Source organism: Thermomonas sp., assembly GCF_029945965.1.
GTDB lineage: Bacteria > Pseudomonadota > Gammaproteobacteria > Xanthomonadales > Xanthomonadaceae > Thermomonas.
In genome coordinates this window covers 905,045-922,161 of sequence record NZ_JAQSDO010000015.1, presented here as the reverse complement: position 1 = coordinate 922,161, position 17,117 = coordinate 905,045, and the positions used below count along the sequence as shown (strand labels likewise).

Here is a 17,117-nt window from a genome sequence, read left to right as displayed (position 1 = left end):
TTTTCATGTGAACCAAGTGAATGTTTACTTGGTCGTCAGTCCACGTTTTTCCAGGAGTGGTCCGATCTTGGCTTCATAGCCGGAGAAGTTCGGGAACAGCTTGCCCGGCTCGATCTCGCCGCCAGGCGCCAATACGAACTCGCGCATCCGGTCGCCGTTCTCGCGCTTCAGGCCACCGTGCTTGCTGATCCATTCGGAGGTGTTGGCAGCCAGCACTTCCGACCAGATGTAGGCGTAGTAGCCCGCCGCATAACCGCCCATGATGTGGCTGAAGTACGGCGTACGGTAGCGGGGCGGCACGGCTGCATAGTCGAAGCCGTCGGCCAGCAGTGCGTCGTGTTCGAACTTCATCACGCCGGAAGCTGCCGGGATCTTGTCGGCAGGTGCCTGGTGCAGGCGCTGGTCCAGCATCGCGGCTTCAAGGTACTCGGTGGTGGCGAAGCCCTGGTTGAACTTGGAAGCGGCGATCACCTTGTCCAGCAGGGCTTTCGGCATGGCTTCACCGGTCTGGTAGTGCTTGGCGTAATGCGCCAGCACTTCAGGCCAGTCAGCCCACATCTCGTTGACCTGCGACGGGTATTCGACGAAGTCGCGTGGCACATTCATCGAGTAGTACGGATAGCGCACGTCCTGGAAGAAGCCATGCAGTGCGTGGCCGAATTCGTGGAACGCCGTGGTGACTTCATCCCAGGTCATCAGCGTGGGCTTGCCGGCGGCGGGCTTGGGGATGTTGAGGTGGTTGGCGACCACCGGCTGGTCACCGGTCAGCGCGGATTCCGACACATAGGTATTCATCCATGCACCACCGCGCTTGGACGAACGCGCGTAGGGATCGAAGATGAAGATCGCCAGCGGCTTGCCGTCCTTGTCGATGACGTCGTAGATCCATGTGTCCGGGTGGTACTTCGGCAGGTCGGTGCGTTCCTTGAAGGTGACGCCATACAGCTTGTTGGCGGCATAGAACACGCCGTTTTCCAGCACGTTCTTCATCTCGAAGTAGGGCTTGAGCTGCGATTCATCGAAGCTGTACTTCTCCTGCCGGACTTTCTCGGAATAGAAGGACCAGTCCCACGGGGCCAGTGCGAACGTGGGTTGTCCCTTAGCCTTCTGGCTGGCATTGATCATCGACTGCAGGTCCGCGCCCTCGCGGCGCGCATTTTTAACCGCGGCCGGTGCCAGCTGCCGCAGCATCTTGTTGACGTTGTCCTGGTTGGCGGCGGTCTCGTCGGCGAGCACATAGTTGGCGTAGGTGTCATAGCCAAGCAGCTTGGCCCGCTCGGCGCGCAGCTTCAGGACTTGCGAGACGATGCCGGTGTTGTCCCACTTGCCGCCGCGGCTGCCACGCACCACTGAGGCATCGTGCAGGCGTTGGCGCAGCGCGCGGTCTTCCAGCTGGGTTTCCGCAGGCTGCCCTGTCGTGTTGAGCAGGGTGATGACGTACTTGCCTGCAAGCCCGCGTGTCTTGGCGGCCTCGGCGGCGGCGCCGATCTGTTCGTCGCTCATGCCCTTGAGTTGTTCGCGGCTGTCGACCACGACTGCCGAATCATTGACCTCGGCCAACACGTTCTGGTCGAACTGCGTACCCAGGGTGGACAGCTGCGTATTGATCTCGCGGATGCGGGTCTTCTGCGCATCATCCAGGGCGGCGCCGGCGCGCACGAAGTCCTGGTAACGCTTTTCCAGCAAGCGCTGGTCAATCGGATCCAGTCCCAGCGTCGTGCGGGCGTCGTACAGCGCCTTGATGCGCGCGAACAGCACGGGATTCAGGCTGATCGCATCGCGGTGTGCGGAGAACTTCGGCGAGTACTCGCGCTCGATCGCGTCGCGCATATCGTTCTTGTAGGTGCCTTGCAGGTTGAAGAACACGTTGCTCGCGCGGTCGAGCACCAAGCCGGTTTTCTCCATCGCAACAATCGTGTTCTGGAAAGTCGCCGGCGCGGGATTGTTGGCGATCGCATCCATCTCGTGGAGCTGTTCTGCCATGCCTGCGTCGAAGGCCGGAGTGAAGTCCGCGTCCTTGATCTTGTCGAACTGAGGGTAGTGCATCGGCAGCGGGCTGGGCGCTGCAAACGGGTTGGATGCAAAACTGTCCGCGGGCATTGGAGCCTCCATCTTGGATGAGTTGCTGGCGGGCGCAGTTGCGCAGCCGGCCATGGCGGTGGAGATGGCGAGCGCGAGCGCGCAGGTGATCGGATACTTCATCTGGATCCTCGTCAAGTCAGGATGGTCAACTTACAAGCGTAGCGCAGACAGACGGCATGGGCGCGTGACGAACGGCAGGGCGGCGATGCGCTGCCCGGCATCGAAACGGTGTCGGCGGCTGGCGATCCGCGCGACAATGATCGATACCTCGCACTGCAAGGATGCCCAATGGCCACGACTGCCTACGATTTCGATGCCGCCGCGCTGGATGGCACCCCGCAGCCGCTGTCCGACTATCGCGGCGATGTGATGCTGATCGTCAATGTGGCCAGCAAATGCGGGTTCACCCCGCAATACACCGGCCTTGAGGCGCTGTGGCGCGAATACGGCCAGAAGGGCTTGGTGGTACTCGGTTTCCCCTGCGATCAGTTCGGCCACCAGGAACCTGGCAATGCCGACGAGATCCGCAATTTCTGCTCGCTGACCTACGACGTGAGCTTCCCGATGTTCGCCAAGGTCGAGGTCAATGGCGGCAACGCGCACCCGTTGTGGAAGTGGCTGAAGGACGAGAAGGGTGGCCTGCTCGGCTTCGATGGAATCAAGTGGAACTTCACCAAATTCCTTGTTGGCCGCGATGGCAAGGTCATCAAGCGCTATGCGCCAACCGACAAGCCGGCGTCGCTGGCTGCCGACATCGAGGCCGCACTGGCGGCATGAACGCGCCTGCGTCGTTCCGGATCGACTACCAGCGCCACGGCAGCCTGCTGCGCGCGCATGTGACCGGCATCAATGGCACCCTGGAAACCACGCTGGCGTACTGGATGGCAATGGCCGAGGAAGTCCGCCGCGATCTGCCGCGCAACCTGCTGGTGGTGGACGACATGGAAGGCGATCCGCCGCCACCAGAGCAACTGGCTGAGTTTGTGCAGGCCATGGTCGGGCTGGGATTTGAAGGCGTGCGCGTGGCTTATGTCGAGGCGCATGCCCTGCAGATTCCTGAAGTCGAACATGGCGAGATCCTCGCCCGCGAACAGGGCTTCGATGCGCGGGTATTGGGCAATGAAACCGATGCGGCGCTGTGGCTGCGTCATGGCATGAGCTGAGCATTTCAGCAAACCCACCAGGATTGCCAACCGCATTGCGCGTTCAATGAGGGAAAATGTACGGATGTCGCCACCGAAACCTGCATCGCCCAACGCCTGGGAACGCTACCAGCCATATCGCCGCGTCACCGAGATCGGCTACTGGGTGATCGGCTGCCTGATCGGTGCGATGAGCAATGCAGCCACCGTATTGATGGATATCCGCCGTTCGGGCCTGCACTTCGATGCATGGGAACCCATGGTCTGGGAGTGGAGCAGCGCTCTTGTGACCTTGGCATTGGTGCCGGTGGTGGTTTGGTACAGCCGCAGGGTGCCGCTGCATCTGGACAACTGGCGTCGCGCGCTGCCGCTGCACCTGTTGGGCAGCGTGGGCTGGTCGATCCTGCATGTGGCCGGGATGGTGGCGTTGCGCAAGCTGGCCTATGCGATGCAGGGCACGCATTACGATTTCGGCAACTGGCCGCGCGAGTTCGGTTACGAATACCTCAAGGATATCCGCAGCTACGCGGCCATGGTTGCCACTATCGAGGTCTATCGTTGGTTCCTGCGCAGGTTGCAAGGCGAGGCCAGCGTGTTGTCAGCGGCCGACGACCTGCCTGCTGCGGAGCGCCCACAACGCCCGGAGCGATTCCTGGTGCGCAAACTGGGCAAGGAATTCCTGGTCAATGCCAATGAAGTCGAGTGGCTGCAGGCCTCCGGCAATTACATGAACCTGCATGTGCGCGGGCGTGCCTATCCGTTGCGCTCAACCATGGCCGTGATCGAAACCCAGCTTGATCCGGCGAAATTCGTGCGCGTGCATCGCAGCCATATCGTCAACCTGGACTGCGTGGCCGAGATCCAGCCGCTGGATACCGGCGATGCCCGCATCGTCATGCGCGATGGCAGCCAGATCCCCTGCAGCCGCCGCCACCGCGATGCACTACGTCCCGCGGCTGCCTGACCGCCACTCGACCTACTTTTCGACGAAGGCACGCTCGAACACGTATTCGCCGGCTGTTCCAATGCGCGGTGCCGGGCTGAATCCGCGCGCGTCAAGGATGGCGCGGAAATCGGCCAGCATCTGCGGACTGCCGCAAATCATCGCGCGGTCGCGGGTGGCATCCAGTGGTTCCAGCCCGAGCACTTCGTTGATATGGCCGCTGTCCAGCTGCTGGGTGATGCGGCCGCGGTGGTTGCGCCCGGCATGCCGGAAGTCTTCGCGCGAGACCGTCGGGTAGTACATCAGCTTGTCGCGGATCACCTCGCCCAGCAGGCCGTGGTGGGGTAGCTCGCGTTCGATGTAATCGCGATAGGCCAGGTCGCCCACGCCACGCACGCCGTGGCAGAGGATCACCTTGTCGAAGCGCTCGTAGGTTTCCGGATCCTTGATTACCGCCAGCCACGGCGCCAGCCCGGTTCCGGTACCCAGCAGGTACAGGTTGCGGCCCGGATGCAGGTCGGAGATCAGCAGGGTCCCGGTCGGCTTGCGGCCAATCAGGATCGTGTCGCCCGGCTGGATATGCTGCAGGCGCGAGGTCAGTGGGCCATTCGCGACCTTGATACTGAAGAATTCGAGCTGCTCTTCCCAGTTTGCACTGGCGATCGAATACGCGCGCATGAGCGGCTTGCGCGAACCGTCTTCCTGCTCGACCTCCAGCCCGATCATCACGAACTGGCCGTTGTCGAAGCGGAAACCGTCATCGCGGGTGGTGGTGAAACTGAAGTACGAGTCCGTCCAGTGACGGACGTCGAGCACCGTTTCGGTGCCGAAGGGGGAGGCCATGCGCTGTGGGGGCGTCTAAGGTGGGCGGGTCAGCCGCTTATTTTACGACACCCGGCGCTTCAAGCCGAAGCAGCTGGCCATTTTCGGCATCGGTCAGCACATAAACGCTGCCATGCGCGCCAACCCGGACATCGCGAATCCGCTCGCCCAAGTCAGTCAGCAGGCGCTCTTCGCTCACGATGCGGTCGCCATCCAGTTGCAAGCGGATCAGGTTTCGGTCGGCCAATGCGCCAATGAACAGACTGTTGTTCCAGGAGTTGCCTGGATGGTCGACCAGGAACGCCATGCCGCTGATCCCCGGCGATTTTTGCCAGAAGTGATACGGCGATTCCATGCCGGGTTTGGACATACCAATGGTCTGTGCATATGGCCGGTTGGTCGCGTAGTCCATGCCATTGCTGATGATCGGCCATCCGTAATTCTTGCCGGCCGCTGGAAGGTTGACCTCGTCGCCACCGCGCGGTCCGTGTTCGCCTTCCCACAATGTGCCGGTGCGTGGATCAATGGCCAGCGACTGCATGTTGCGATGCCCGTAGCTCCAGATCGCCTTGCGCACACCGGGGCTGGCGGCAAACGGATTGTCGCTTGGCTGAGTGCCATCGACGTTCAAGCGGATCAGTTTTCCCTGCAGCACTTCGAGATCCTGCGCGAGGTCTTTCTGGTTGCGCTCGCCCTGGCTGATGAACACGTGGCCATTGTGATCAAACGCAATGCGTGAGCCGAAGTGGTTGGGACTCTCGAGCTTGGGCAACTGCCGGTAGATGACGTGCACATCCGTCAGGCTATCGGTGCCGAGCGTTGCCATAGCCACTGCGGTGCCAGCAGTGCCGCCCTCCCCGGGTTCGGCGAAGCTGAGCCAGATGCGCTGGTTGTGGGCGAAATCGGGATCCAGCACGACATCCAGCAATCCGCCCTGGCCTTGCGCGAAGACCTCGGGCACGCCGCTGATCGGCGCCGAGAGTTTGCCTTCGGCGCTTACCCGGCGCAGTCGGCCTGGCCGCTCGGTGACCAGGAAGCTGCCGTCTGCAAGCAGCGCAACCGACCACGGATGCTCCAGACCGCTGGCAATGACCTGCACCTGGCTATCTGTGGATGTCGTGGGCACTGCGGCAACTGCTGGCGTGTCCGTTGCCGGTGAAGCGGATTGCGCACACGCATTCAATGCAAACGTGCTGCCGATACAGAGAATCCAAGCAAGCATGACTCGCATTTCTCGTACTCCTTCAGTCGTTTCTTTCAGCGATAACCAGAGGCCTGCAATTCGAACAGTTCCGCGTAGCGGCCGCCTTGCGCCAGCAGTTGTTCGTGGGTACCGCTGGACTCTACCTTGCCATCGGCGAGCACCAGGATGCGGTCGGCCATGCGCACGCTGGAAAAGCGATGGCTGATCAGCACCGCAGTGCGGTTGTCGGATAGTTCCTTGAAGCGTTCGAACACTTCGAATTCGCTGCGCGCATCCAGCGCCGCAGTCGGTTCGTCCAGGATCATCACCTGCGCATCGCGCATGTAGGCCCGCGCAATCGCGATTTTCTGCCACTGCCCGCCGGACAGGTCCACGCCATCCTTGAAGCGGCGGCCGATGATCTGGTCATAGTCCTTCGGCAACTCGGCGATCACTTCATCGGCCATGCCCCGGCGCGCGGCCTGTTCGATGCGCTCGCGGTCGTACATCGCATCGATCTGGCCGACACCGATGTTCTCCGCTGCGGTCAGGTGGTAACGCACGAAGTCCTGGAAGATCACCCCTATGTTGGCACGCAGGTCCTCCATGTCGTAGTCGCGCAGATCACGGCCATCCAGCAGGATGCGGCCTTCGTCGGGGTCGTACAGGCGCGCCAGCAGCTTGACCAGGGTGGTCTTGCCGGCGCCGTTCTCACCGACCAATGCGAGCACTTCGCCGGCATGCAATTCGAAATCCACGCCACGCAGCGCCCAGCGTTCGGCGCCTTCGTATTTGAAACCGACGTTGTCGAACACGAAGCCGCTGCGGATCGGCTTCGGCACCGGAATTGCATCCGGCTTGCTGCGGATGTCCGGCTTGATCTGGAAAAACGAATACAGGTCATCGAGATACAACGCTTGGCTCGCGACTTGCGAAAACCCGCTCAACAGGCTTTCCAGCAACTGGCGCAGGCGACGGAAACTGCCGGCCAGGAAGGTCAGGTCGCCGATGCTGAAATCGCCGCGCACCGTGCGCCAGGCGATATAGGCATAGGCGATGTAATAGCCCAGCGTGCCCAGCGCCGCCAGCAACGTGCCCCATAACGCGCGTTTTCCGGCGAGTACCTTGTTGCCCGCGTAGAACTTGTCGGACAGGAAGCGAAAACGCTCGATGAAGAAGCGATTGAGGTTGAAGATCTTGACTTCTTTCGCGGTGTCCACGCTGGCGCCCATTTGACGCAAGTACTCGAGCTGTCGGCGCTCTGGCGTCCATTGAAAGTTGAGCGCGTAATTCAGCGCATTGAAGTGCGACTCGCCGATGAAGGCCGGGATCAGTGCCACTGCCAGCAGCAGCATCAGCCACGGCGCATACGCCAGCAGCCCGACGGCAAAACTGATGACCGTGATGACGTCCTGGGCCTGCCCGAACAATTGGCTGAGCAGGTTCATCCGCCCCATGGTCTGCCTGCGCGCGCGATCCAGCTTGTCCTGCAGCTCCGCATCCTCGAAATCCTCGAGGTCAAGCGTGGCTGCGTGCTCCATCAGGCGGATGCTGGTTGCATTGGTGAAGCGCTCGGACAGCAACGTGTCGACGTAACCGACTAGCCTGCCAAGCAGGTCGGCAAGGATCGCCAGGCCGAATTCCAGGCCCAGCAGCGTAAGCAGGTGATCAAGTTGCCCGGCCTGCCACGCGGCGCTCAGTTCATGTTCGACGCCAAGCCCGAGCAGGCGCACGGCTTCGTCGATGATGAGCTTGCCGATGTACAGCGTGGCGATCGGCAGAAATGCGCGGATCAGCCGGATGCCGATCGAGGCCAGCGTCATCGGCTTGCTGGTGCCCCAGATCTCGCGCAGGAACGGCGGGATGTTGCGCATCGCGCTGAAGCGCTGGCGCATGTTCATCTGGTAAGCGGGCAGGGGTGGCGACATCTGCCAATTGTGCGCGAATATCGGGAGTGATTATCGTGCGCCACTGACGTGAACAGTCATCGTGACTAACAACAGGTTGTCGCTGTGACGCAATGTAGAGGCCGCATTACGCAACCGGCGGCAGGTCGTGGCCGATTGCGTGGACGACGCGGGCGCTCAGCGCTTGAGCGTGTATTCCGCCAGCTTGGCATCCAGGGTTTCGACAGGAATGCCCAGGTCCTGGCCAATCTGTTTCATCAAGTCGTATTCGGCCGGGTTCAGGCGCCCATCGGATACCACGAGGCGCACCAGCACATTGTGCAAGCGCTCGGCTTCGGACGAGCCAGCTTTATGCACGTCAGTGAAACGCAGTAGTTCGGCATTGATGTGGATGTCCTTGCGCATGCCGCGATCAAAGGACTCCATCGCGATGCGCCGGGCAGCCAGCGAGAGGTCGATTTCGTCCATCAGGGTGTTGGCAAGATTGGATTCATGGCTGCTCACCAGCCTGTCTGCCTTGGCCAGATAGCCCATCATGCCGAAGAACACTTCGATCACCATCTGTTTTTCGGGATCTGGCTTGCCCAGGCCCAACAGGTCGGTCAGCAGCAGGCGGATATCGAGTAGTGCGCCACCAAAGCCATCAAATCGCGTGGATGCATCGTTGCCACTCATGAGCGACTTCCCCTGTTTTAGTCGATCTAATTGGTTGAACTGATTGGTTGAGTGCCCATCCTGCGCTACCGGAGGCCTGCTGAAAAGACCATGGCGCTATTATTGGCCTCCCCCGAGCCCAGTCAGTCCAATCCGTGACAGCCATCAAGCAGGAAGATCTGATCCAATCGGTCGCAGACGCCCTCCAGTACATCAGCTATTACCACCCGGTCGATTACATCCGCAGCCTGTCCGCCGCCTACGAGCGCGAACAGTCGCCCGCGGCCAAGGACGCGATCGCGCAAATCCTGATCAATTCGCGGATGTGCGCCGAAGGCCACCGCCCGATCTGTCAGGACACCGGCATCGTCACCGTGTTCCTTGAAATCGGCATGAGCGTGCGCTGGGACGATGCCACGATGGGCGTGGAAGACATGGTCCACGAAGGCGTGCGCCGCGCCTACAACCACCCGGACAACAAGCTGCGTGCAAGCATTCTGACCGATCCGGCCGGCAAGCGCATCAACACCGGGGACAACACGCCAGGCGTGGTCAATATGAAGGTCGCGCCCGGCAATACGGTCGAGGTGATCGTGGCGGCGAAGGGCGGCGGCAGCGAGGCCAAGTCCAAGTTCGCGATGCTCAATCCGTCCGATTCCATCGTCGACTGGGTGTTGAAGACGGTGCCGACCATGGGCGCCGGCTGGTGTCCGCCGGGCATGCTCGGCATCGGCATCGGCGGCACCGCAGAGAAGGCGATGCTACTGGCCAAGGAATCGCTGATGGAGCCCATCGACATCACCGACCTGCAAGCGCGTGGTGCATCGAACCGCGCGGAGGAACTGCGGCTGGAATTGTTCGACAAGGTCAATGCGCTGGGCATCGGCGCGCAGGGCCTGGGCGGGCTGACCACGGTGCTCGACATCAAGGTCAAGGACTATCCGACCCATGCCGCCAACCTGCCGGTGGCGATGATCCCGAATTGCGCGGCGACTCGCCATGCTCATTTCACCCTCGATGGCAGCGGCCCGGTGATGCTGGAGCCGCCGTCGCTCGAGGACTGGCCAAAGCTCACTTACGATGCATCGAAAGGGCGCCGCGTCGACCTGGACACGCTGACCAAAGAAGATCTTTCCAGTTGGAAACCGGGCGAGACTTTGCTGCTCAACGGCAAGCTACTGACCGGGCGTGACGCCGCGCACAAACGCATTGTCGGCATGCTCGGCAAGGGTGAGGCGTTGCCGGTCGACCTGCGCGGACGTTTCATCTACTACGTTGGACCGGTCGATCCGGTGCGCGACGAAGTCGTTGGCCCGGCCGGCCCGACCACCGCGACGCGCATGGACAAGTTCACCGAGCAGTTGCTTGAACAGACCGGCCTGCTGGGCATGGTCGGCAAGGCCGAGCGAGGCCCGGTCGCGATTGATGCGATCCGCAGGCACGGCTCCGCCTATCTGATGGCAGTCGGCGGCGCGGCTTACCTGGTGTCCAAGGCGATCAAGGCAGCGAAAGTTGTCGGCTTTGCCGATCTCGGCATGGAGGCCATCTACGAATTCACCGTGCAGGACATGCCGGTGACCGTTGCAGTCGATTCGCTGGGCACGTCGGTGCATGAAACCGGCCCACGCGAGTGGAAGGCCAGGATCGCGAATACGACGGGCAGTATTCCGTTGGTGCTGGCATGAGCAATACATGGGTCGTGCCGGGCCCGGGATTCCGCATCTGTTACGACCAGCACCCGGATTACCTGCGTGCGTATGTGTTCGACGGCACCGATTCGCTGGAGGTGTCGCTGGCGATGTGGCAGATCCTGGCCGCTGAGTGCGAAGCCACCAAAAGCAAGCGCTTGATGGTGCTGGAGGATTTGCGTTCAACCGTCGATCAGGCCGGAATCGAGGTGGTGATCGATGCTATTTCCGAGATGAACTTGGCCGATATGCGGGTTGCCTTCGTCGAGCTGCGCGAGGACATTCAAGGCGCCGAATTCGGTGAAATCCTGTGCCTGGAACGCGGCATCAAGGCACGTGTGTTCAGCCATGAAGTCGAAGCCCGACATTGGCTGATTTTTGGTGATTGACTGGCGCGGTTGATCGGGGCAATAGAACCGCGGCAATTGATTCAGGGCGGTGGTTCGTTGCCGGTCGTGGCATGCTTGAGCAGGTCGCTGCTGCTTTCTTCGCTTCGGGCCTGCCCCAGTTGCGCATCCAGCGCGTGGTCGACCGAGGTGTCGCGTTCGGTTTCGGTTTCATGCACATGCCGCGTGGCATTCTCGTCGCTGTGTTCCAGCCGCACATGTTGTACCTGTACCGCCGGTGCCATGCCGGCGGCCTGCAATGACTTGAATACGCGGCGCAATGCCTCGCTACGGGTCCTGGCCAGGTCATTGTGGGACTGGTCTATCCAGCCGACGAACTGCAGTCGAGCGCCACCGCTGGGAATTTCCAGGATCAGTGCGGCGGGGGCAGGCTCGGCAAGCACGCCTTCCATCGAGGCAAGCGCAGAAATTCCGGTATCCATCGCGCCATGCAGCGAAGCGCCGGCATTGAGATCCAGTTCGAATTCGAAGCGCCGCTTGGGATTGCGGCTGAAGTTGAGCAGCACGGATTTGAACACCAGCGCGTTCGGCAACATCAGGTGGTTGCCCTCGATCGTCATCAGTACGGTGGCGCGCGAGGTAAGCGCAACGACCTTGCCCTCGTGCCCTTCGACCCGCACGGTATCGCCGGGTGAAAAAGGTTTGCGCAGGCTCAGCAGGATACCGGCGACATAGTTTTCGGCGATGTCCTTGAACGCAAAGCCGAGCACCAGCCCGATCACACCTGCCGATCCTAGTACGGCGCCGACCAGCGAGGTTGCACCCAGCAGGTCCAGTGCCACCAGCACGCCGGCAAGCACGATCAATGTCTTGACGATGCCGCGCAGTAGACCGTCCAGATAGGGATTGCGCTGGCTCAGCCGGTTCAGGATGAGCAGGTGGCGGCTGATCAGGCCACCCAGCCATAGCGAGGCCAGCACGATGGCGAGGGCGACCAGCAACAACGGCGCGCTCGCCGCCAACGCAACCAGTTTGGTCTGCACCTGGTAGAGGGCGGTGGCGAAGCGGTCGGACAAGTCGCCGCTCGGCAAGGCTGGGAGTGCGACCGGTTTCAGGGAGGTCATGAAAAGGAGGAGTGCAGGCATTCAGAGTTGCGACCTGATCGGCAGCACGAATTTCTCGACCAGCTTCTCGGTCAATGGCCGTTTTTTCCACATCGTGTAGCTGAATTCCACGGTCGGCTTTAGGTCGCTTTCGAACACGTCGGTCATCCGCTCGGCGAACTCATGGCCATAGATGTTCAGGCTTGCTTCGTCGTTGAGCCGGAACGAGCGCACGTCGAAGTTGGTCGAGCCCACCGATGTCATGGCGCCGTCGACGATCAATAATTTGTTATGCATCATCGTCGGCTGATATTCGTAAATCTTTACCCCAGCGAGCAGCAACTCGCCCCAATTGGCCTTCGACGCGAACCGCACTGTCTCGGAATCGATGTGTTCGCCCGGGACGATCACGCGCACGCGCACGCCGCGATGGCGCGCAGCCACGAGTGCCTTGATTACAAGTTCATCGGGCACGAAATAAGCGGCTTCCAGGTCGATCGTGCGCTGCGCGGCGGCGATCGACATCAGGTACATCAGGTGCATGCTTTCGCTACCGCCGGCGGGCGAGGCCACGAACATGTGTGCATCCATGTCGCCAACCGGATGCAAAGGCGGGAAATATTCTTCGCCATTGAGAACCACACCGGTGGTTTTGATCCAATTGTCGTTGAAGGCGGCCTGGATCTGCGCGACGACAGGTCCTTCGATACGGAAATGCATGTCGCGCCAATGCTCGGGATCCTGCGCATTGCCTTCCCACTGGTCGGCGATGCCGACCCCGCCGGTGAAGCCGATCTGCCCATCCACCACCAGTAGCTTGCGATGGGTGCGATTGTTGAGGCGACCAATGTTGTACCAGCGCAGTGGACGGTATTGCTGCACATCAACGCCCGCATCGCGCATCCGCGCAAGCATGGAATCCTTCATCTTGATGCTGCCAGCCCAGTCCACCATCAGCTTGACCTTGACACCGGCGCGCGCGCGCTCGCACAGCGCATCGGCGAATCGTTGGCCGATGTCGCCCGACCAGTAGATATAAGTTTCAAGCGTGATGCTGGTGCGCGCGGCACGGATCGCTTCCAGCATCGCGGGAAAAATCTCTCCACCGTTCTCAAGGTCGGTGACGCGATTGCCAGGAAGGATGCCGGGGCCGAGCAGTACGCCCATTTCACGGCGGAACTGGGGATCGGACACCGGGTAGCGATGCTCGATCTTGCGCTCGAGCTGCTTCTCGGGGGTCTTGAAATTCATCGCCAGCGCAGCTGCCAGCAAGGTCAGCAAAACAGTGACAACAATCGTCCAGCTCATGCGGCGGCGGCTCCAGCGGATGGGCATTCGGTCTCGATCCGATTCGATCCTGCACTACAGGCAGGACGTTGTTGGCAGGATGCCAGATGGCCATTCAGCATGGCGTGAATGGCCATGCCTTCGCGTATGTCTTTTGCGACCTCAAAGCCACCATGCGAGCGCGAACAGGCCTAGCATCGCGAATGCCAGCCCCAGCTTGAGCACCACGCCGAACAGGATTCCGAGCCAGGTACCGAAGCCGATCTTTGCGGCATCGCCCAGATCAGAACCGCCAAGTCTGCGCCGGTGCAACAGTTCGCCCACCAGCGCGCCCACGAAAGGGCCGAGCAGCAGGCCGAGCGGCCCGAAGAACAAGCCGGGGAACGTGCCCAACATCGCACCGATAATCGCTTTGCGGCTCGCCCCGACGCGCTTGGCGCCGAGTGCTGTCGCCCAGAAGTCCACAACCAGCGACACCAGCGTCAACACGCCCAGCACCACCAGCATCGGAATGCCGACCTGCTCGAAACCACCTGCCCAGGCCGCGAGCAGCATGCCAGCGAACACCAACGGCAATCCGGGCAGGGCGGGCAAGACCGTGCCGATCAGCCCGATCAGAATCAGGGCGGCGGCAATCAGGTAAAACAGCGCGGATGAATCCATGCGGGCTCGTGGGTGGGTGTGGGGTTGCGAGACTCATTCTGAGTCAATTCCAGTGAGCCAAACAAAACGGCCCGCGATGCGGGCCGTTGAAATAGGAAGTTGCTTTAGCTGGCCTTACTGCGCATAGGCGCGACCGTTGCTGATGCGTACCCGCGAACCTTCGCGAATACCGCTCAAATCCGCCTGGTTGACCGAAATCATGCGGCCATCGTTCATCCGCACGTGGACAACGTAGCCGCTATCGAAACGGTTCTTGGCGATTGCATTGCCTGCGACTGCGCCCGCGGCAGCGCCTGCCACGGTCGAGATGTTCTGGTTGCCAGAGCTGCCGCCGGTATGCGCCGAAACCTCATGGCCTACGACCGCACCGAGAATTCCGCCGATCACCGCGCCTTTCGTGCCGTTGCCTGCACCTTCAATCTTGGTCACGGTGCCGCAGTCGTAGCAGTTGCCGTAATTGCCAGAGTTGCCGGAGTTGTAATTGCCACCCGAGGAATAGCCCTGGCCGGTACTCGCGCAGCCGGCGGCAAACGAGAGCCCGATGGCGAGGGTCGCGGCACCGAGGATGTGCATGGGATTGCTGCGGATCTTGGTCGGGACGTTCATCGGGTGGCTCCATGCGGTTTTAGGGAAGGAAGGCCGGGCGACGCAGCCGCGACTCGTATCGACCCTAGCCCGCCCAGCATGAACGCTGAGCGATGATGCATGAGAACCGTAACAACCGGTTACGGTCGATTCACCGATGTCCACACGGTGTAAAAAGCAACGGCCCGCGATGCGGGCCGTTGCAGTTGAAGCTTGATCAAACCGAAGAAATCAGTTCTTGAAATCCTGATGGCAGCCCTTGCACGACTGGCCGATCTCCTTCATCGCCGCACCCACGCCTTCACAGGTCAATGGCGGATTGGCGATGATCTTGTCCATCGTCGCGCGCATGTCGGAACTCGCCGTGCCGAAACGCTTGTCCTCGCGCAGGTCAGGGAACGCGACATCGATATCGGTGGCCGTCATCCTCAGCGCTTGCAGGTGCGGCAGGATGTCGGTGGCGTTGCAGCGGTTCTGCTTTACGTCGGCACTGAGCTGCTTCATATGCCAGTCCTGCACCTGCATCAGCGAAGTGGGGAAATGATCCTTGCGTGCTTCCAGCGTACGCAGCAGCATCACCGTGGCGATGGCGCCAAGCGCCAGGCCCAGTACAAGCATGAACAGGTAACGGCCGGCATTGGAGGGGCGACGGTTGGGATCTGGCGATGACATGGTGGCTCCGTGATCGTAGGCAGGGCGATTATGAGGAACGATAGCATGCCGTGCAGCGCCGGAATGGACGGCTAAAATCGGCAAATGGAAAAAACATGGACAGATCGATTCGCCGGCGTTGACCGCCTGTATGGGCAGGGCGCGCTGACGCGCCTGTCCGCCTGCCACGTCGCGGTGATCGGCATTGGCGGGGTTGGTTCATGGGCGGTGGAGGCACTCGCCCGCAGCGGCATCGGCAAACTGACCCTGGTCGATGCCGATGACCTGTGCGTATCCAATACCAACCGCCAATTGCCGGCACTGGAAGGTCATTACGGCCAGGCCAAGGTTGAGGCCATGGGCGAGCGTTGTCGCGCGATCAATCCCGAGATCACGTTGGACCTGCAGGCAAGGTTCCTGACCCCTGGCAACCTGGACGAGGTGCTGGGTGGCGGCTTCGACCTGGTTTTGGACGCCTGCGACAGCTTCCGCAGCAAGGTCGAGGCGATTGCATATTGCCGCCGGCGCAAGCAGCCGATCATCACGGTCGGCTCCGCAGGCGGGCGCAGCGATGTCACCCAGATCCGGGTACGCGACTTGTCACGCACTGAGCACGACGCGATGCTGTCCCTGATCCGCAGGAAGCTGCGCGGCGAGTTCAACTTCCCGAAAAACCACGACCGCTACTTCGGCGTGCCGGCGGTGTATTCGCTGGAGAACGTGCGCTATCCGCAAGCCGATGGCAGCGTCTGCGGCGTCCGCCCGAAACTGGATAAAGACGCTGCGCTCAAGCTGGATTGCGGCGCGGGATTGGGCGCGGCCACCCATGTCACCGGCGCATTCGCCTTCGCGGCAGTCGGCAAGGCGCTGGAGATGTTGTTGAAGCCGAAGCCGTAATGCATGTAGGAGCGCCCGTTCGGGCGTGATCCATATTGCACAAATTCCATATCGCGCCCGAACGGGCGCTCCTACGGGACAGTGGATGGCAATCCAAACAGCCGCTCCGCATTAAATGTCGTCACGGCGGCGAGTTTTTCTCTGGCCATCCCGCGCAACCCGGCAACCACATCCAGCGCTTCGACCAGATGAGCGGGCTCGTTGCGCTGGCCGCGATGGCTGGCGCCGGGTTGGTCCGGCGCATCGGTTTCCAACAAGAGCTGGTCCAGAGGAACCGTTGCTACCACGCTACGTAGCTTGTTGGCGCGTTCGTACGTCACTGGTCCGCCGATCCCAAGCAGGAACCCGAGCCCGTGCAGTTGCGCTGCCTGTTGCTGGCTGCCGGGGAAGCTATGGATCACGCCACGCAGGCCGCCGATCCGGCGGATCGATGCGATCACCGCATCCACCGCACGGCGTGCGTGGATGATCACCGGGAGCTCGAACTCGCGCGCCAGCCGCAACTGGGTATCGAAATAAAGCTGCTGCGCGTCAACATCGAGTCCTTCGATGAAGAAATCCAGGCCGCATTCGCCGACGGCCACTGGCCGCTCGCGTTCGATCCACAGCCTCAGTTCGTCGAGATTTTCCTTCCGATGCGCTTCGAGGTACATCGGATGCAGTCCGTAAGCCGGATACAGACCGGGGAATTGCATACAGACCTGTTTCAGCCTGGGCCAGCCGGCCGCATCGATGGCCGGAACGACTTGCCGGGTGACACCTGCCGCCATGGCGCGCGCATGCACTTCGGCGCGATCATCGTCGAACCCGGCGACATCGAAATGGCAATGGCTGTCAACGAGTTGCACGAGATGGCCGCATGTCAGTGTCCACTGGACTCGCTGTCGATCGGTGGCTTGTCTGATGCAACCGGCTCCTTGCGCTTCTTCCAGTTGGCCAGCAACAAAGTGCCAAGACCGAGCAGGATCTCGTCAGCGAATGGAATGAAATCGGGAATGACGACATCCAGCGCAAACAAGGCCGCCGTCAATACGAACAGGCGCGGATAGCTCAGGCGCCCGAAGAAACGCAGGAGTGGAGCGAGCAGTGGATTGAGCATGACGGTATCAAAGGTAGGCGTGGCTCGAAAAACTAGCATGCACGCAGCCTGCACATACGTGAAC

At 61.4% G+C, this 17,117-nt stretch carries 18 protein-coding genes; 6 read left to right on the top strand and 12 right to left on the bottom strand.

Going from position 1 to position 17,117, the window contains the following annotated elements; genetic code table 11:
- Positions 1–24 precede the first annotated feature (24 nt).
- Complete coding sequence (locus PSV05_RS10500) at positions 25–2,202, bottom strand: M3 family metallopeptidase (protein WP_300064867.1); 2,178 nt, start codon at positions 2,200–2,202, stop codon at positions 25–27.
- Between the two features lie 168 nt (positions 2,203–2,370).
- On the opposite strand from PSV05_RS10500, the gene PSV05_RS10495 reads away from it, so the two are divergent.
- The 3 genes from PSV05_RS10495 to PSV05_RS10485 all read left to right on the top strand — a co-directional run bounded on the left by PSV05_RS10495 (position 2,371) and on the right by PSV05_RS10485 (position 4,188).
- Positions 2,371–2,859 (top strand): glutathione peroxidase, encoded by a 489-nt coding sequence (locus tag PSV05_RS10495; RefSeq protein WP_300064865.1) that lies wholly within the window; start codon positions 2,371–2,373, stop codon positions 2,857–2,859.
- Positions 2,856–3,245: a hypothetical protein gene (locus PSV05_RS10490; RefSeq protein ID WP_300064863.1), complete on the top strand. Its 390-nt coding sequence runs from the start codon at positions 2,856–2,858 to the stop codon at positions 3,243–3,245. The genes PSV05_RS10495 and PSV05_RS10490 overlap by 4 nt, the downstream gene beginning before the upstream one ends.
- A 64-nt stretch (positions 3,246–3,309) precedes the next feature.
- A complete protein-coding gene (locus PSV05_RS10485; protein ID WP_300064861.1) occupies positions 3,310–4,188 on the top strand; it encodes a LytTR family DNA-binding domain-containing protein in 879 nt (292 codons plus the stop codon).
- A 12-nt stretch (positions 4,189–4,200) separates the two neighbouring features.
- On the opposite strand, the gene PSV05_RS10480 is transcribed toward PSV05_RS10485, so the two are convergent.
- The 4 genes from PSV05_RS10480 to PSV05_RS10465 all read right to left on the bottom strand — a co-directional run bounded on the left by PSV05_RS10480 (position 4,201) and on the right by PSV05_RS10465 (position 8,754).
- Positions 4,201–5,010, bottom strand: a complete 810-nt coding sequence (locus PSV05_RS10480) for a ferredoxin--NADP reductase (protein WP_300064859.1) — start codon at positions 5,008–5,010, stop codon at positions 4,201–4,203.
- 37 nt (positions 5,011–5,047) lie between these two features.
- Complete coding sequence (locus PSV05_RS10475) at positions 5,048–6,115, bottom strand: PQQ-dependent sugar dehydrogenase (protein WP_300064857.1); 1,068 nt, start codon at positions 6,113–6,115, stop codon at positions 5,048–5,050.
- Between the two features lie 131 nt (positions 6,116–6,246).
- Positions 6,247–8,100, bottom strand: coding sequence for an ABC transporter ATP-binding protein (locus PSV05_RS10470; RefSeq protein ID WP_300064855.1), 1,854 nt, complete (start codon positions 8,098–8,100; stop codon positions 6,247–6,249).
- 156 nt (positions 8,101–8,256) lie between these two features.
- Positions 8,257–8,754 (bottom strand): TerB family tellurite resistance protein, encoded by a 498-nt coding sequence (locus PSV05_RS10465; RefSeq protein ID WP_300064853.1) that lies wholly within the window; start codon positions 8,752–8,754, stop codon positions 8,257–8,259.
- 134 nt (positions 8,755–8,888) lie between these two features.
- On the opposite strand from PSV05_RS10465, the gene PSV05_RS10460 reads away from it, so the two are divergent.
- Positions 8,889–10,418, top strand: coding sequence for a fumarate hydratase (locus tag PSV05_RS10460; RefSeq protein WP_300064851.1), 1,530 nt, complete (start codon positions 8,889–8,891; stop codon positions 10,416–10,418).
- Positions 10,415–10,810 carry a hypothetical protein gene (locus tag PSV05_RS10455; RefSeq protein WP_300064849.1) on the top strand — a complete coding sequence of 132 codons (396 nt, stop codon included), beginning with the start codon at positions 10,415–10,417 and terminating at the stop codon, positions 10,808–10,810. Before PSV05_RS10460 ends, PSV05_RS10455 begins: the two co-directional genes overlap by 4 nt.
- 41 nt (positions 10,811–10,851) lie before the next feature.
- Here PSV05_RS10455 and PSV05_RS10450 read toward each other — a convergent pair whose 3' ends face one another.
- The 5 genes from PSV05_RS10450 to PSV05_RS10430 all read right to left on the bottom strand — a co-directional run bounded on the left by PSV05_RS10450 (position 10,852) and on the right by PSV05_RS10430 (position 15,078).
- Complete coding sequence (locus tag PSV05_RS10450; RefSeq protein ID WP_300064847.1) at positions 10,852–11,892, bottom strand: mechanosensitive ion channel domain-containing protein; 1,041 nt, start codon at positions 11,890–11,892, stop codon at positions 10,852–10,854.
- Between the two features lie 21 nt (positions 11,893–11,913).
- The gene (cls, locus tag PSV05_RS10445; RefSeq protein WP_300064845.1) at positions 11,914–13,179 is read right to left on the bottom strand and encodes a cardiolipin synthase; all 1,266 of its coding nucleotides are present in this window, start codon (positions 13,177–13,179) and stop codon (positions 11,914–11,916) included.
- A gap of 141 nt (positions 13,180–13,320) precedes the next feature.
- Positions 13,321–13,821: a DUF456 domain-containing protein gene (locus PSV05_RS10440; RefSeq protein ID WP_300064843.1), complete on the bottom strand. Its 501-nt coding sequence runs from the start codon at positions 13,819–13,821 to the stop codon at positions 13,321–13,323.
- Between the two features lie 114 nt (positions 13,822–13,935).
- The gene (locus PSV05_RS10435) at positions 13,936–14,394 is read right to left on the bottom strand and encodes a glycine zipper 2TM domain-containing protein (RefSeq protein WP_300065476.1); all 459 of its coding nucleotides are present in this window, start codon (positions 14,392–14,394) and stop codon (positions 13,936–13,938) included.
- 243 nt (positions 14,395–14,637) lie between these two features.
- Positions 14,638–15,078, bottom strand: a complete 441-nt coding sequence (locus PSV05_RS10430) for a hypothetical protein (RefSeq protein WP_300064841.1) — start codon at positions 15,076–15,078, stop codon at positions 14,638–14,640.
- A gap of 84 nt (positions 15,079–15,162) precedes the next feature.
- Here PSV05_RS10430 and PSV05_RS10425 point away from each other — a divergent pair, with 84 nt between their 5' ends.
- Positions 15,163–15,954: a tRNA threonylcarbamoyladenosine dehydratase gene (locus tag PSV05_RS10425; protein ID WP_300064839.1), complete on the top strand. Its 792-nt coding sequence runs from the start codon at positions 15,163–15,165 to the stop codon at positions 15,952–15,954.
- Between the two features lie 71 nt (positions 15,955–16,025).
- On the opposite strand, the gene PSV05_RS10420 is transcribed toward PSV05_RS10425, so the two are convergent.
- Together PSV05_RS10420 and PSV05_RS10415 are read right to left on the bottom strand one after the other, a co-directional pair.
- Positions 16,026–16,802 carry a TatD family hydrolase gene (locus PSV05_RS10420; protein WP_300064838.1) on the bottom strand — a complete coding sequence of 259 codons (777 nt, stop codon included), beginning with the start codon at positions 16,800–16,802 and terminating at the stop codon, positions 16,026–16,028.
- A 14-nt stretch (positions 16,803–16,816) separates the two neighbouring features.
- Complete coding sequence (locus PSV05_RS10415; protein ID WP_300064836.1) at positions 16,817–17,053, bottom strand: DUF6116 family protein; 237 nt, start codon at positions 17,051–17,053, stop codon at positions 16,817–16,819.
- Positions 17,054–17,117: the final 64 nt, after the last annotated feature.

Coding starts and splice junctions, on each gene's coding strand:
- PSV05_RS10500 (WP_300064867.1), bottom strand. CDS start 2,202: ATGAAGTATCCGATCACCTGCGCGCTCGCGCTCGCCATCTCCACCGCC.
- PSV05_RS10495 (WP_300064865.1), top strand. CDS start 2,371: ATGGCCACGACTGCCTACGATTTCGATGCCGCCGCGCTGGATGGCACC.
- PSV05_RS10490 (WP_300064863.1), top strand. CDS start 2,856: ATGAACGCGCCTGCGTCGTTCCGGATCGACTACCAGCGCCACGGCAGC.
- PSV05_RS10485 (WP_300064861.1), top strand. CDS start 3,310: ATGTCGCCACCGAAACCTGCATCGCCCAACGCCTGGGAACGCTACCAG.
- PSV05_RS10480 (WP_300064859.1), bottom strand. CDS start 5,010: ATGGCCTCCCCCTTCGGCACCGAAACGGTGCTCGACGTCCGTCACTGG.
- PSV05_RS10470 (WP_300064855.1), bottom strand. CDS start 8,100: ATGTCGCCACCCCTGCCCGCTTACCAGATGAACATGCGCCAGCGCTTC.
- PSV05_RS10465 (WP_300064853.1), bottom strand. CDS start 8,754: ATGAGTGGCAACGATGCATCCACGCGATTTGATGGCTTTGGTGGCGCA.
- PSV05_RS10455 (WP_300064849.1), top strand. CDS start 10,415: ATGAGCAATACATGGGTCGTGCCGGGCCCGGGATTCCGCATCTGTTAC.
- PSV05_RS10450 (WP_300064847.1), bottom strand. CDS start 11,892: ATGACCTCCCTGAAACCGGTCGCACTCCCAGCCTTGCCGAGCGGCGAC.
- cls (WP_300064845.1), bottom strand. CDS start 13,179: ATGAGCTGGACGATTGTTGTCACTGTTTTGCTGACCTTGCTGGCAGCT.
- PSV05_RS10440 (WP_300064843.1), bottom strand. CDS start 13,821: ATGGATTCATCCGCGCTGTTTTACCTGATTGCCGCCGCCCTGATTCTG.
- PSV05_RS10435 (WP_300065476.1), bottom strand. CDS start 14,394: ATGCACATCCTCGGTGCCGCGACCCTCGCCATCGGGCTCTCGTTTGCC.
- PSV05_RS10430 (WP_300064841.1), bottom strand. CDS start 15,078: ATGTCATCGCCAGATCCCAACCGTCGCCCCTCCAATGCCGGCCGTTAC.
- PSV05_RS10425 (WP_300064839.1), top strand. CDS start 15,163: ATGGAAAAAACATGGACAGATCGATTCGCCGGCGTTGACCGCCTGTAT.
- PSV05_RS10415 (WP_300064836.1), bottom strand. CDS start 17,053: ATGCTCAATCCACTGCTCGCTCCACTCCTGCGTTTCTTCGGGCGCCTG.